The sequence below is a fragment of the Streptococcus fryi genome (assembly GCF_053206505.1).
The window spans coordinates 1-14,880 of record NZ_JBRUGW010000044.1 but is presented as its reverse complement, the minus strand read 5'-3'; the positions used below and the strand labels follow the sequence as shown (position 1 = coordinate 14,880).

Sequence of the window (14,880 nt, the reverse complement as noted above, 5' to 3'; positions counted from 1 at the left end):
TTGAATGCTCATATCAATGAGACTGGGATAAATCCCCTTACTGGCAAACCAGCAACGGAAGCTGAAATAACAACTGCTAAGTTATATACACCAGTTAAGCTGAGCAGTAATATCTTAGGGGTGATTTCTTTGTTGGCTGGGCCGAAGGTGGTTGGGAAATATTATTCTAATTCTTCAAATTATCAATTAAGTGACATTGGTTATGAAATTGCTGTTGATTCAGATAATTCTCCGACAAAGAAGGCTCAAAGTTTTCAAGGAAGTGGAAAATATCCAGGTGTAGATAAGTATAGAAATATAAAGCTAAAAAAAGGAGTAGTATTATTTAGAGGTGAGCCAGGAGGTACAGAATATTTTACAACAGAATCAGCTGTTATGAATTCTGGTTTAGATTCTAAAGAACTTTTTGAAGGCTTACAAGTTGAGGAGCATCCTATTTTTGGATATAGAAAGACAATGAGAGCTTATGTATTTGAAGCTGAGGTAGATGCAGCATATGGCATAGTGGAAGCTAATCCGCAATTTGGAAAAGGTCAGTTACCACAAGTATTTGTTCCTGATATTGATAAATTAATAGCTGACGAACTCGTTCGTGAAGTTGGGAATGTGAAGTTAAAGTGAGGTAATAAATGATTGATAAAAATATAGGGACTGTTATGTTTGAGGAAGGTTTATGTCTATTTAGAGGCATGACATTTGAGGATTTTAGGCAAACTAATTATTTTTCTAATCAAGATTCGAAAAGGGTGTTTTATCTTCGAAATCTAAAAATCTTCAATGAAACTTTTATTATAAGTTTATTCTTTAAGGAAGAAATACTGCATTCCGTTTCGTTGATTATTAATGATTTTTCTATCGTACCTGAACAAGAAGTCCAGAGAAAAATACGTCATGATACAATTTTAACAATGTTTAATATTGAAATAGATAGTATTTATGAATGGGGACAAATAGAATCGAATTATAACTCACGCAGCAATATTAGCAGTATTGATATCACATATTTTTAAATTTAAAACTTCATGCGAACTTTCATGGTGATATCTTTAACTAGTTTATGAATAATGATGTAGCAAAAAGCGTCAGATGAGCCTACAAGAAAAAGAACATCTTGACACAATGTTTGCTAATCTGTCTTTGAAAGATAAGTCAGAAATAGACGCAATGTCGTTGCTTGACATTACAAATCTTAAAATTAGTGTTCTTCTTCCGAGAAAAGGCCTAGAACTGGGTTATGCTTTGGCTGATAAAGAAGAAAAGGCTCGAATAGATTATTTATACTATCGCTTTGAGCAGTTAATGGCTAAAGAGCCAATTGACTGGCGTGATCCACAGTTTATGGAAAAATTGAATGCTCATATCAATGAAAAAGGGTTAAATCCTTTTACAGGACAAGCTGCGACAGAGAGTGAGAAACTTGTTGCTAAACATTATGGCTGGGTAAAAAGTAGTTCGACAATGGCTACTTCTGTGATTGGGGCATTTATTGATTTTTCGGAACTGACAAGTTCTGGTTCCAGAGCTGCGACACCTCTTTATACTGCAGATGATGTTTCTAGCGTACTTAATAGACGTGGCTATACCGTTGATGATTTTCTTCGTTTGACAGATGCGGATTCGGTATTATCACCTCAACAAACAGCAATTGTCAGGGATATTCGTTTGCAAGTCGGTTTGCCAGAGAACGGGACAAGAATGGCAAAAATTATTCCATCTAGCTATGTTGAGGGGATTGTGAAACATGGGAGTCAATATAACACTGTATCAGGTTTTGTTTCTATTGATTCGCATTCAAGTAGTCTAAAAACGTTGTACGAGGTTTTTGAGGGTAATCGACTTGATTATCATAACACACCTTATCATCCAGGTCTTGATGAAACTTATGCTAAAATCAATTTTGATTTGGATCATAAAGCACGCCTAGATATTCCCTTATCAGATCCTAAAGTTGACGAATACCCTTTTACAGGGCGAGGGTTTACTGGGTCTGAGAATATTGTGTTGCCAGAATTTAAAATTCATAAGAATGTAGAATATCAATATCAAACTGGTGATACCATTACTGTTTACAATAGTCAATCTGGAGAGGTTGTTCAAAAGTATGGCTATACACAACAAAATGGTTGGATTGAGCTAAAACCATAGAATAGAGGATAAAGATATGAAAGCAATTTATAAAAATAAAAGCTATACAGCTGAATTTGAAAAAAAAACTATGAATGTAGTTTTATATAGCTATACTAAGGATGATGGGTTTCACGATTATGTTGATCCTTGGGGAAATAGAGCAGAAGATTTTTTTTCTAAGGTGGTTTCACAGGTGTCTTTATCGTACATTTGGAGAATCTCCTATAATGTTCAATTTAAAAATCGTTGGTACCATCTCCACACCGCTATTAATCCTCTGGCAATTTCTGAAAATCACTATGAAGTTATTCTTGATTTTACAGAAGGAGAACTTGCAGAACAATTAGGATTTGAACGAACAGATAAATTTTATTATACGAAACGCCTATACAGAGAAGATATTGAGGCCTTAAAGGTTATTGAAACACCGCTTGGCAGATTTTCAGACCGAGGGCTTAAGGAAACAATACTTGTTGGTGATGAATTAGATGAATATCTTGAAGAGATTGTGAAGGGTGAATTGTAATTTGTAACGTCCTGACATTAGGTCTTGATATGTCTTATGACGAAGTTGACTGCTCATAGTCAATGATACAGGACTAAATCCATTTACAGGTCAACCGGCGACAGAGGCTGAAAAGACAACTGCCAAGTGATATACCTTAGTTAATAAGGTCGGTAGTTATATTTTAGGATGATATCTTTGTTAGCTGGAGCGAAAGGAGTAGAAAATAATTTAAATATAATCCAGACGAAGCAATTGTTGTTGGAAAAGATTCTTCTGGTAAAGTGGTTTGGCTAGAAAAAAAGGGCATTCAAAAGTAGTGCTAGAACATATCATTTCCAGACATGGAGAAGAGTTTACTAAAAAGGAGATACCTCTATATGCTATACCTGATTATCTAATTAGATTCTTTGGGAAATGGTGAATTAATCGGTTACCAAGGACATGGTAAAGTAAGGTCTATTTATGAGCATGTGGTTAGTAGAGAATCCAGAAGGGTTTCGATTACTGTTGACGATAACGTATTAATTTGGAGTTTCTTTATCATCACATTTTCAAATTGATAACTAATAGAAAAGCGAACCTCACAGTATTCTTATTGTTTAGAAATTTTAGTGTGTTCGCTTTTTGTACTTTTGTTTTCACTTTTGTATCAGTTTCTTTTTGTGAGAATGTTCGGAGATCATCGGACACTTTTTTCAGAAATGTCAGGAAAGTTTCAAAAAGGACCAAGAAAAACCGAGTTTTCATTGACAATAGTGAAAAATAGGACTATACTAGCTTGGTAAAAAAATTATAAAAGGAGAAATGATAATGAGTTTAGGAATCTTGGCACTTGGGATTGCCTGTTTAGGTGTTGCAGTTGGTGAAGGAGTGATGATTGGTTCAATGATGAAATCAGCAGCCCGCCAACCAGAATTGTTAGACCAATTACGCCCATTGATGTTCCTAGGGATTGCTTTCATGGAAGGTACCTTCTTCGTAACGCTTGCAATGGCATTTGTGTTGAATTAGACACATTTGACGATGTAACACAAGGAAAGGAGGAGACCTTTTGGAAACTCATTCAAATCCAATGGTAACTTTGGGTCCAATTTCGTTTGACCTCACAATTTTGGCCATGACTTTGTTGACAGTTTTGGTCGTCTTTTCGTTTGTCTTTTGGGCAAGTAGGCAAATGTCTCTCAAGCCTTCTGGCAAACAAAATGTTTTAGAATACCTCTATGACTTTGTTTTTGGTGTTGCTAAGAGTAGTCTTGGAGAAACGTTCACACCTCGCTATATGCCTTTTTTGTTTACCATGTTCTTATTTTTAGTCGTTGCTAATAATCTTGGCTTGATGACTCACATTCAGAACAGTCATGGTCAAACCTTATGGACGTCACCGACAGCCAATATGGGTTATGACTTTGGTTTGGTATTAATTGTAGCTTTTGTTTGTCACATGGAAGGTATTCGTATCAGAGGGTTTAAAAACAACTTTAAATCCTTTATTTCACCCATGAACCTCCTCGAAGAAATTCCAGGCTATGTATCCTTGGCGCTTCGTCTTTATGGTAACATTTTTGCTGGTGAAATCTTGATTGGTCTCCTTTTGAACCTTAGTCAGGTTCATGCTGTTTGGTGGCCAATCTCGTTTATCCTAATGGTTATTTGGTTAGCCTTTTCAGTCTTTATTTCCTGTCTTCAGGCTTATGTATTTGTTCTGTTGACCTCTATGTATATCGCTAATAAGATTAAAGACCATTAGAAAAGTTGAGGAAGGTAATTTATGAACGTATTCTTTGGGCATTCCATTGGAGTGCAAATCGGAAATTTTATCACAGTAACAGGTGGTTTTGTCTTACTACTCGTTCTTATTCGTCTTTTTGCTTGGAAAAATATCACTGCTATTTTTGATAAACGTGCTGATAAGATTTCAGGTGATTTGGCAATGGCTGAAGCAGCGAAACAAGAAGCAGATAAACTCGTTGACCAACGTAAAGAACAATTGGATGATGTTAGTAAGGTTGCAGACAAAATGCTTCTTGAAGCTAAAACATCAGGCGAAACGATGCGTCATCGTATTGTAGCTGACGCTGAAACACAGGCTAATCAGTTAAAAGAAAAAGCACAAAAAGATATTGAGAAACAAAGACAGGCTGCCCTAGCAGGTATGAAAGAAGATGTGACCCTTTTATCTATCGAATTGGCACAAGAAATTTTGATGAAAGAATTATCGCGTGAGGAGCACAGTGCTTTGATTGACCGCTATTTGAAAAAATTAGGAGAGTAGTATGGATACAAAGCAACTCACAAAGATATCAAAATACTCTCGTCAACTCGTCAAACAAGCTGAGGGACAAGGACAGTTACAGACATTTTTAGATGAAATCCAAGCCGTGCTCACAGTGTTTGAACAACAATCTCTGGATAACTTTTTATCACAATCTCTTGTATCAGATGAGGAAAAGACAAATGTCCTTAATGTGATTAAAGAACAAGGTTCAAGTATCTTATCAGAGTTTATTGATGAGGTGGTGTTAAAGCGCGATTACGCCTTGGTTTATGATATCTTTCAAGAGATTCTCTACACATCTCAATACACCATGGGACAGTTTGACATGGTGGTCAAATCCGTTGTCCCTCTCAATGAAGACCAGATGGCTGCCGTCAAACGTATCGTTAAACGTCAATTACGTTTGGGTGTCCGCTCAGTGACAGAAGTCATTGATGAGTCCTTGTTGGGTGGTTTTGTGATTGAGATTAACCATAAAGTGATTGATGCGAGTATTAAACATCAAATTCAAGAATTAAAACAGATTATGAGATAGAAGGTGGTGTTATCTTGGCTATAAATATCGAAGAAATTTCAGCCTTAATTAAGAAACAATTAACACAATTTGAGCCAACTTTTGACGTCACAGAAACAGGGATCATCACCTATGTCGGAGATGGGATTGCTCGTGCAGAAGGTTTAGATTCTGTCATGAGTGGTGAATTGCTCTTTTTTGACAATGGTGCCTATGGTATGGCTCAAAACTTAGAGACCAATGATGTTGGTATCATTATTTTAGGTGATTATTCTGGAATCCGTGAAGGAGATACCGTCAAACGTACAGGCAAAATCATGGAAGTACCAGTTGGTGACGCCTTAATAGGACGTGTTGTTAATCCATTGGGACAACCTGTTGATGGACTTGGTCCCATTAAAACAAATAAGACTCGACCTATCGAATCAGAAGCACCAGGTGTTATGGAACGTAAATCCGTAAAAGAACCTATGCAGACAGGGATTAAGGCAATTGATGCCCTAGTACCAATTGGACGTGGTCAGCGTGAGTTGATTATTGGAGACCGTCAGACTGGTAAGACCTCTATTGCAATCGATGCCATCCTCAATCAAAAAGATAAGGATATTATTTGTATCTATGTTGCTATTGGTCAGAAGGAGTCGACCGTTAGAACTCAGGTAGAGACCTTGCGCCGTTATGGTGCTTTGGATTATACCATTGTTGTGACAGCATCAGCATCACAACCGTCTCCCTTGCTTTACATAGCGCCTTATGCCGGTGTTGCAATGGCAGAAGAATTCATGTATAACGGCAAACACGTTTTAATCGTTTATGATGATTTATCAAAGCAAGCAGTTGCATATCGTGAATTGTCACTCTTGCTACGCCGTCCCCCAGGTCGTGAAGCCTATCCTGGCGATGTGTTCTATCTACACAGTCGTCTGCTTGAGCGTTCTGCTAAGGTATCAGATGCTCTAGGAGGTGGTTCTATCACAGCCCTTCCGTTCATCGAGACACAGGCAGGGGATATCTCAGCATATATTGCAACCAACGTTATTTCCATCACAGACGGTCAGATTTTCTTAAAAGAGAGTCTCTTTAACTCTGGTATCCGTCCTGCTATTGATGCGGGGTCATCCGTTTCTCGTGTAGGTGGTTCAGCACAAATCAAAGCGATGAAAAAAGTAGCTGGAACATTACGTTTGGATTTAGCATCGTATCGTGAATTAGAAGCCTTTACTCAGTTTGGTAGTGACTTAGATGCTGCGACACAAGCAAAATTAAACCGTGGACGTCGCACTGTTGAAATCTTAAAACAACCGCTACATAAACCACTTCCAGTTGAGAAACAAGTCTTGATTTTGTACGCTTTGACACATGGTTATTTGGATAGTGTACCAGTCAATGATTTGCTGGCTTTTGAGGCTGATTTGTATGAATACTTTGATCTTCACTACCCAGATATTTTTGAAACGATTCGTGTTACAACAGATTTGCCAGATGAACAAACGTTGAATCAAGCAATTGAGGCATTTAAAGAACAAAGTAGCTATGCTAAGTAAAGGAGAGTGAGATGGTCGGTTCACTTAGTGAAATCAAAACCAAAATCTTGTCTACTGAAAAGACAAGTAAAATCACGAGTGCCATGCATATGGTATCGTCAGCTAAATTAGTGAAATCTGAACAAGCGACGAGGTCCTTCCAACTCTACGCATCTAAAATCCGTCAAATCACTACTGACTTATTAAAATCAGAATTGTTAACAGGGACAGATAATCCTATGTTGGCATCACGTCCTGTTAAAAAGACAGGTTATATTGTCATCACTTCTGATAAAGGTCTAGTGGGAAGTTATAATGCTAAAATTCTCAAGGCTATGATGGAGCTTTTCCGTGAATACCATCCAGACGATGAAGATTATGCTATCATAGCGATTGGTAGTATCGGAGCAGATTTTTTCAAATCACGTCATATGCCAGTTTTATTTGAACTAAGAGGTTTAGCAGACCCCTTGACATTTGAACAGGTTGGTAGTATTATTTCGCAATCGGTTGAGATGTACCAAAATGAACTGTTTGATGAATTGTATGTGTGCTACAACCACCATGTCAACAGTTTGACTAGTCAGGTGCGTGTGCAGCAAATGCTTCCGATTACCGATTTGGATGTGGATGAAGTTATCGAAGAAAACGTCGGTAGCTTTGATTTAGAGCCTGACCGTGAAGCTATTTTAGACCAATTATTGCCTCAGTTAACAGAAAGTATGATTTATGGGGCTTTGATTGATGCCAAGACAGCAGAACACGCTGCAGGTATGACTGCCATGCAGACAGCGACGGATAATGCCAAACATGTGATTTCGGACTTGACCATTCAGTACAACCGAGCGAGACAAGCGTCAATTACTCAAGAAATCACAGAGATTGTTGCTGGGGCAAATGCCTTGGAATAGCCTAGCATGGTAAAGTGAGAGTAGGAAAGAATTAGTTTATGCTCTTTGGCGATCAATTAGCCTTGATTGGTCAGCTAGGGTGTATTATCTAATGAAAAGGAGAGGGAAATGAGCTCAGGCAAAATTTCTCAGGTTGTTGGACCAGTCGTAGACGTTGTTTTTGCGGCAGGTGATAAACTTCCTGAAATCAATAATGCATTAGTTGTATATAAAAATAATGATCGTAAACAGCGTGTTATTTTAGAAGTGGCTCTCGAACTCGGAGATGGTGTTGTCCGCACCATTGCCATGGAGTCAACAGATGGTTTAACACGTGGTTTGGAAGTCTTGGACACTGGCAAGCCTATCAGTGTCCCTGTTGGTAAGAAAACGCTTGGACGAGTGTTTAATGTGCTTGGTGATACCATTGACATGGAACAACCGTTTGAAGAAGATGCAGAACGCCATCCGATTCATAAAAAAGCACCAGCCTTTGATGAATTATCAACGTCAAATGAAATCTTAGAAACAGGTATCAAGGTTATCGACTTGCTTGCCCCATACTTAAAAGGTGGTAAGGTCGGTCTCTTTGGTGGTGCAGGCGTTGGGAAAACAGTTCTTATCCAAGAGCTAATCCATAACATCGCCCAAGAACATGGAGGTATCTCAGTCTTTACAGGTGTTGGAGAGCGTACCCGTGAAGGAAATGACTTGTATTGGGAAATGAAAGAAAGTGGTGTTATCGAAAAAACAGCCATGGTATTCGGGCAGATGAATGAGCCACCAGGAGCTCGTATGCGTGTTGCCTTAACTGGTTTGACAATCGCAGAATACTTCCGTGATGTAGAAGGACAAGACGTGCTGCTCTTTATCGATAATATTTTCCGTTTCACCCAAGCGGGTTCAGAAGTGTCTGCCCTCTTAGGTCGTATGCCATCTGCCGTAGGCTATCAACCAACATTGGCAACAGAGATGGGGCAACTTCAAGAACGCATCACCTCAACACAAAAAGGGTCGGTAACCTCTATTCAAGCCATCTATGTACCAGCTGATGACTATACAGACCCAGCTCCAGCAACAGCCTTTGCCCATCTTGATTCGACAACCAACTTGGAACGTCGTCTGACACAGATGGGGATTTACCCGGCGGTTGATCCACTCGCTTCAAGCTCTCGTGCCCTATCGCCAGAGATTGTGGGTGAAGAGCATTACGCGGTTGCTACTGAAGTACAGCGTGTCTTGCAACGCTATCGTGAATTACAGGATATTATCGCTATCTTGGGTATGGACGAATTATCAGAAGATGAGAAAGTGCTTGTCGGACGAGCAAGACGTATTCAGTTCTTCCTATCACAAAACTTTAACGTCGCTGAACAGTTTACAGGTCAACCTGGCTCTTATGTCCCTGTAGCAGAGACAGTGAGAGGCTTCAAAGAGATTTTAGAAGGTAAACACGACGAGTTACCAGAAGATGCCTTCCGCAATGTTGGTCCTATTGAAGATGTGATTGCCAAGGCTGAACGCATGAGTTACTAAGAGGTGACTGATGGAACAAATGACTGTACAAATCGTCACTCCAGACGGCATTAAGTATGACCACCATGCTGCCTTTGTCTTGGTGCATACCAAGTCAGGTGAGATGGGGATTTTGCCCAACCACGTCAACATGATTGCTCCCTTAGAGGTGCATGAAGTTAAAGTTAGACGTGTTGATGATGAACAGCATGTAGACTGGATTGCTGTTAACGGAGGCATTATCGAAATTAAGCATAATCTAGTCACTATTGTTGCTGACTCTGCTGAACGTGAACGTGATATTGATGTTAGCCGTGCCGAAAGGGCAAGGTTACGTGCCGAACGTATGCTTGAAGCAGCAACACGTGAACATAGTGCCGACGAGGTTCGTCGTGCCAAAGTAGCTCTTCAAAGAGCGATCAACCGTATTAGTGTGAGTAGTCATCGCTAATATGGGAAAAGCTTATCAAACACCTTTCATAGTTCAACTCTACAACATTGAACTATGAAAGGTGTTTTTAGGTGAGCAAGAGGATTGTGGTTTATCGAAAAAGGATACAAACTATGATAAAAACTAGTGTGGTCAGCTGAAAAAAATCGAGTGTTGACGGGCTAAATTAGTAGACATGAACACTATCATGTGATAAAATTATAAGGTATATAAATTATACATATACTAATTACACTTTCCCCTTGACGAGACAGGGGGAGAGGGGAAAAGTAGAAAAATATGCAACATCATAAGCATAGTGAAACTAAACAGCGTTTTACTATCAAAAAATTCAAAGTTGGTGCTGCGTCAGTACTTATCGGTACGGTCTTTATGGCATTTGCAAATGCTAATCAAGTACAAGCCGCTGAGCATACTGGTGTAACCCCAGCTACAGATAGTATCACAGCTGTAGAAGCTGAACCGGAGGCTTCAGAATCAGCTGCTGCCCCAACAACAGCTGAGCCAGAAACAGTTGTAGCTGAGGCGCCAGTTACGCCGGTTACACCCCCTGTAACTGAAGAGCCAAAAGGAGTAGAACTCCCAGCGGAAGAAAAAGCAGCTGAAACTCCAGAGCCAGTTAAGCCAGCAAAAAAACCAACAGTTGGTTATCCTGTTAAACCATCTGTTAGACCAGAATCGTCAGCAATGCCTGTTCCAGAGAATGCAGGCAAGGCAATTCCGACAGGTACTGGTTTCAGAGCTGGTGAACAAAACTTGGGACAGCCTTATGATCCAACTGAGGATAATGCAAAACCTAGAAACTCTGTACCAGTTGATGAGTTTTTAGCGACTCAACCAGTCATGCCTGAGAGTGAAAATCTTTCTAAGCCTAACAAGTTTGGTGAGCAAATAGCTTTATTTGATTTTTCAGCTCCCGCTGAAGGTTCTCTTGACTCAGCTGGTCGTATCCAAGTTGGAAATGTGTTTAGAACAGAGATTGCACCTGGCTATGTAATTGAACTTAAAGTCAAATCATTACAACCATTCCGTGCGACAGAAGAATACCGTGCAATGGCGGAAAAAATTGATGCCCTGAACAATACAAACTATGCGACTACAGTCTATAATCCTCAAGCAACTAATGCTAACCATAGAGGTGATGTAGATGGTTTTGTTGCTAAAAACCAAGAAACTTACTTCCCTGACTGGGCAAATGGTTTTGATAATGGTGCACGAGATGATATAAACCCCAAAAACCGTTTAGGGTCAAGTGTGGATGGTAGTGATATCGGTGCGACTTTCGAAGTTCATGCTATCGTTAATGGTATTAAGAAACCAGTAGACATCTTCTTTACAGATGGTGAGCAGTTGACCAACCGTGAGATGATTTACGCTGTTACCAACGGTACTAACTGGGATTTATTAGGGGAGCTTAATGTCGGTAACAAAAAACGTTGGATGCAACATACGCCTTCAGTTTATAATGATGGTGTTCGTTCAGCCAGTGATCCAGCCAATTATCCACTAGATACTAGAACAAGAGTAGTAGCAGGTGGACGTTACCCAGATGGGCAAACCCCAAACCCACAAGCCTATGTCAACCCAAATGATAATGCTGGTCTTGGGACCAAGGTCATCGGTGGTTTCTATACATACTTTTACAGTTATCCAGGGAACCCTGACCCCGGTGCAAACTTAACACTTTCTGTGCCAATCTTTACTTCAAGTAATGTTACTGAGTTTAGTACTTATATTAACTCGGCTGGTAAGCAAAGCATTATCTTTGGTGTAATTATCCAAGACCGTTCTGATGCGCCTGAAAGTTATGGTGAAGCCACTCACGGTGTTCGTAATATTAACCAAAAGAATCAAGAGCGTCAAGTTCCTCAGCTTGGTCGTGTTAAAGCAGATATTGACCGTGTGGGTGACGCAGAACGTTTAGGTGGCTTCTATGGTGATGATGACAAAGTTGGTGTCGAAAACAATACATCATCTGATGAAGGTGAGCGCCAATTAGCAGCTAATGGTCTTTATGAGGTTGTAGATGAAGGGTCTAGCTCTTATACATTAAATATTGTAGCTAATGCAAATGGTCCATCAGATGCTTATCTAAATGCATGGATTGACTTTAACAACGACGGCGTTTTCCAACCAAATGAAGCTGCTGGTGTTAAGACAATCTCAGGAGCTAATGAGTCAACTGTAGCCTTAACATGGAATAATCTTAATTTAACAACTCTACCTGATGAAGTATCTAAGTTAGCTCTTCGTGTGCGTATCGCAGGTGCTCGTGCCGATGTTAATACTCCTACTGGATACGCTGGTTCAGGTGAAGTAGAAGATTCACAAGTGATGCTTGTTCGTCGTCCAAAAGGAAGTAAAGAAAAAACGACAGGAACACAAGGTGCAACACAAACAGCTGATTTGACTTTCACAGCTAGAGGTGCATATATTGAACCAAACGTAGAGGTTCGTTCTCAAAATGTTGGTGCCAATACAATTCCAGCTGGTGCACCTGTAGGTATTGTTGATCCAACTAGCGGTCAGCTTGTTCAATCATATACAGAACCAGGTCAAGGGACATATACAATTTCAGGTCCTGCTAATAACCCTACAGTTACATTTAAACCAGTGGCAAGCTTTACTGGTCAAGCAAAAGGTGTTGTTGTTCGTACAACAGATGCCAATGGTAAAGATTCAAACTGGAATAAAGGAGATGGTTTCTCTAATGATAATGAGACTGGTATCTTAGCAGCTAACTGGGATTCATTATACATTCCTGAAGTTACACCAGTAACTCCGACATCAGAAAATGCTGTATCAGAAGATGTGCAAGGTAAACCACAAAGTAAAACATTAGACTTTGGTATTGATAATAATTCTCACATTACTTCTACATCATATGCATTTGATGATGGTCAAACAACTAAGACAGTTGCAGGTGAAGGAACTTATACAATTGATCCAACAACTGGTCAAGTGACATTTACTCCAGAACCAAGCTTTACAGGTACTGCTACACCAGTTACTGTGAAACAAACATCTGTGTTAACAGCTGATGATGGTACTACAACAAACATTGATAAAACAGCGACATACACACCAACAGTAACTCCTGTAAGACCTACTGCAGAAAACTCTGAAACAACAGGAAAACAAGGTCAAGTTCAAAAATCACCAATCGTATTTGAAGCAGATAAAGGTGAAGCAAATGACAAGACTCTCAACTTCAAGAAAGGTACAGAAGAAGGAAGCATTGCAACAATTGATCCAAATTCTGTAACACTTCTTGATGCGAATGGTTCTCCTGCAACATCTGTGACTGTTGAAGGTCAGGGAACATACACAATTGAAGATGGAAATGTAGTCTTTACACCACTTCCAGAATATACAGGTCCAGTAACACCAGTTAAAGTTAGAGCGGCCGATACAAACGGAACAACTGTCGAAGCTACATATACACCTCGCATTGAGCCAGTGACACCAACAGCAACACCAGCAACAACTGAAGATATTCAAGGTCAAGCGCAAAAAACTGATGGTAAGGCATTATTTACAGAGGGAGATCCATCTGCTCCAATTAATAACACAACAATTCGCTTAGTTAATGCAGAAGGTCAACCAGTAACAGAATTACCAGCGCTTAATGCAGAAGGTGAACAAGTTGGTACTTATAGCGTAGATGAAGCAACAGGTGAAATCACATTCCAACCAAATCCAGACTTTGTAGGAACACCAGTTCCAGCGAAGGTTGAAGCTCGTGATGCGAATGGTACACGTGTTGAAACAACGTACACACCAACAGTAACCCCAGTTAAACCAGTTGGTAAGGATGCGACATCAGAAGGTCCTCAAGGTGTAGATCAAACAGGTACACCAACATTTACAGGTGGCGATGATAAAGTTCCAGTAACTATTTCAGCTGATAATCCAGCTAAGTTAATCGACCCAGCTACTGGACAGCCAACAGATGAGACTACATTGCCAGCTAAAGATACGAATGGCAGACAAGTTGGTACATACACTATCGACCCAACTACTGGTGAAGTAACCTTCAAACCAAACCCAGATTATACGGGAGATGTACCAGTTGTAGGAATTGAAGTTGAAGCCAAAGATACAAACGGTACACCAGCCACAGCAACTTATACACCTAAAGTTACTCCTGTTGTTCCGACATCTGAAGAAGCAGTAACATCTGATATTCAAGGTAAACCTCAAACAGCTCCTATTGCATTTGGTTCAGACAATCCTGCTGATCAAGAGAACACAGTCAACTTTAATGAAGGTGACTCAAAAGTTCCAATTGATAAAACTTCAGTAACATTGTTAAATGCTGAAGGTGAGCCACAAGATGTTGTTGAAGTATTAAAAGATGGTAAGAAAGTTGGAACATATACACTTACTAAGAATGATCAAGGTGAAGCAACTGGTGTTGTCTTTACGCCTGAAAAAGATTTCACAGGTGAAGCTCCAGCAGTAAGTTTACGTGCTCTTGATGAGAATGGTACACCAACAACAACGACATACACACCAACAGTAACACCAGTGACACCAACTGGTAATCCAGCTGAGTCAACAGGTATTCAAGGTCAACCACAAACTGAAACACCAACGTTTGAGGGTGGTTCACCAGAAGTACCAGTAACAATTTCAGCAGAAAACCCAGCTAAATTGGTGGGAGCAGATGGTCAACCAACAACAGATCCAGTTCCAGCAATGAAAGATGGTGAACAAGTTGGTACATACACTATCGACCCAGCAACAGGTGCAGTGACATTCACACCAAATCCAGACTTTGTAGGAACACCAGATCCTGTTAAGGTTCAAGCTAAGGATACTAATGGTACAGTTGCCGAAACAACATACACACCAACAGTAACACCAGTGACACCAACAGGTACTCCAAAAGAAACAACTGGCATCCAAGGTCAACCACAAGAAGGCACACCAACCTTCAAAGGTGGCGATGATAAAGTACCAGTAACACTTTCAGAAGAGAACCCAGCTAAATTGGTAGATCCAAAAACAGGTGAACCAACTGATGAGAAGACAGTTCCAGCACTTGATGAAACTGGCAAAGAGATTGGTACAT

General features: G+C 39.9%; 12 protein-coding genes and 1 pseudogene. All 13 read left to right on the top strand.

Going from position 1 to position 14,880, the window contains the following annotated elements:
• Window positions 1–621 (top strand): annotated as a pseudogene (locus ACVRZH_RS09250) (hypothetical protein); the annotation flags it as partial.
• Window positions 622–629: 8 nt separating this feature from the next.
• Entirely contained in the window at window positions 630–1,010 is a 381-nt protein-coding gene (locus tag ACVRZH_RS09245; RefSeq protein ID WP_447455007.1) for a hypothetical protein, read from the top strand.
• 76 nt (window positions 1,011–1,086) lie between these two features.
• Entirely contained in the window at window positions 1,087–2,145 is a 1,059-nt protein-coding gene (locus tag ACVRZH_RS09240) for a hypothetical protein (RefSeq protein WP_447455006.1), read from the top strand.
• 16 nt (window positions 2,146–2,161) lie between these two features.
• Entirely contained in the window at window positions 2,162–2,653 is a 492-nt protein-coding gene (locus tag ACVRZH_RS09235; RefSeq protein ID WP_447455005.1) for a UCP033725 family protein, read from the top strand.
• Between the two features lie 792 nt (window positions 2,654–3,445).
• Window positions 3,446–3,646 carry a F0F1 ATP synthase subunit C gene (locus ACVRZH_RS09230; protein WP_447455004.1) on the top strand — a complete coding sequence of 67 codons (201 nt, stop codon included), beginning with the start codon at window positions 3,446–3,448 and terminating at the stop codon, window positions 3,644–3,646.
• Window positions 3,647–3,686: 40 nt separating this feature from the next.
• Window positions 3,687–4,382 carry a F0F1 ATP synthase subunit A gene (atpB, locus tag ACVRZH_RS09225; protein ID WP_447455003.1) on the top strand — a complete coding sequence of 232 codons (696 nt, stop codon included), beginning with the start codon at window positions 3,687–3,689 and terminating at the stop codon, window positions 4,380–4,382.
• A gap of 21 nt (window positions 4,383–4,403) precedes the next feature.
• Window positions 4,404–4,907: a F0F1 ATP synthase subunit B gene (gene atpF / locus ACVRZH_RS09220; RefSeq protein WP_447455002.1), complete on the top strand. Its 504-nt coding sequence runs from the start codon at window positions 4,404–4,406 to the stop codon at window positions 4,905–4,907.
• Window position 4,908: 1 nt separating this feature from the next.
• Window positions 4,909–5,445 (top strand): F0F1 ATP synthase subunit delta, encoded by a 537-nt coding sequence (locus ACVRZH_RS09215; RefSeq protein WP_447455001.1) that lies wholly within the window; start codon window positions 4,909–4,911, stop codon window positions 5,443–5,445.
• A gap of 14 nt (window positions 5,446–5,459) precedes the next feature.
• On the top strand, window positions 5,460–6,968 hold the full coding sequence (gene atpA, locus ACVRZH_RS09210) for a F0F1 ATP synthase subunit alpha (protein ID WP_447455000.1): 1,509 nt from the start codon (window positions 5,460–5,462) through the stop codon (window positions 6,966–6,968).
• An 11-nt stretch (window positions 6,969–6,979) separates the two neighbouring features.
• Complete coding sequence (locus ACVRZH_RS09205; protein ID WP_447454999.1) at window positions 6,980–7,858, top strand: F0F1 ATP synthase subunit gamma; 879 nt, start codon at window positions 6,980–6,982, stop codon at window positions 7,856–7,858.
• 108 nt (window positions 7,859–7,966) lie between these two features.
• Window positions 7,967–9,373, top strand: coding sequence for a F0F1 ATP synthase subunit beta (gene atpD / locus ACVRZH_RS09200; RefSeq protein WP_447454998.1), 1,407 nt, complete (start codon window positions 7,967–7,969; stop codon window positions 9,371–9,373).
• 10 nt (window positions 9,374–9,383) lie between these two features.
• Window positions 9,384–9,803 carry a F0F1 ATP synthase subunit epsilon gene (locus ACVRZH_RS09195; RefSeq protein ID WP_447454997.1) on the top strand — a complete coding sequence of 140 codons (420 nt, stop codon included), beginning with the start codon at window positions 9,384–9,386 and terminating at the stop codon, window positions 9,801–9,803.
• A gap of 279 nt (window positions 9,804–10,082) precedes the next feature.
• Window positions 10,083–14,880, top strand: a 4,798-nt coding sequence (locus ACVRZH_RS09190) for a GEVED domain-containing protein (protein WP_447454996.1), incomplete at its 3' end; no start/stop codon positions are given.

Coding starts and splice junctions, on each gene's coding strand:
- ACVRZH_RS09245 (WP_447455007.1), top strand. CDS start 630: ATGATTGATAAAAATATAGGGACTGTTATGTTTGAGGAAGGTTTATGT.
- ACVRZH_RS09240 (WP_447455006.1), top strand. CDS start 1,087: ATGAGCCTACAAGAAAAAGAACATCTTGACACAATGTTTGCTAATCTG.
- ACVRZH_RS09235 (WP_447455005.1), top strand. CDS start 2,162: ATGAAAGCAATTTATAAAAATAAAAGCTATACAGCTGAATTTGAAAAA.
- ACVRZH_RS09230 (WP_447455004.1), top strand. CDS start 3,446: ATGAGTTTAGGAATCTTGGCACTTGGGATTGCCTGTTTAGGTGTTGCA.
- atpF (WP_447455002.1), top strand. CDS start 4,404: ATGAACGTATTCTTTGGGCATTCCATTGGAGTGCAAATCGGAAATTTT.
- ACVRZH_RS09215 (WP_447455001.1), top strand. CDS start 4,909: ATGGATACAAAGCAACTCACAAAGATATCAAAATACTCTCGTCAACTC.
- ACVRZH_RS09205 (WP_447454999.1), top strand. CDS start 6,980: ATGGTCGGTTCACTTAGTGAAATCAAAACCAAAATCTTGTCTACTGAA.
- atpD (WP_447454998.1), top strand. CDS start 7,967: ATGAGCTCAGGCAAAATTTCTCAGGTTGTTGGACCAGTCGTAGACGTT.
- ACVRZH_RS09195 (WP_447454997.1), top strand. CDS start 9,384: ATGGAACAAATGACTGTACAAATCGTCACTCCAGACGGCATTAAGTAT.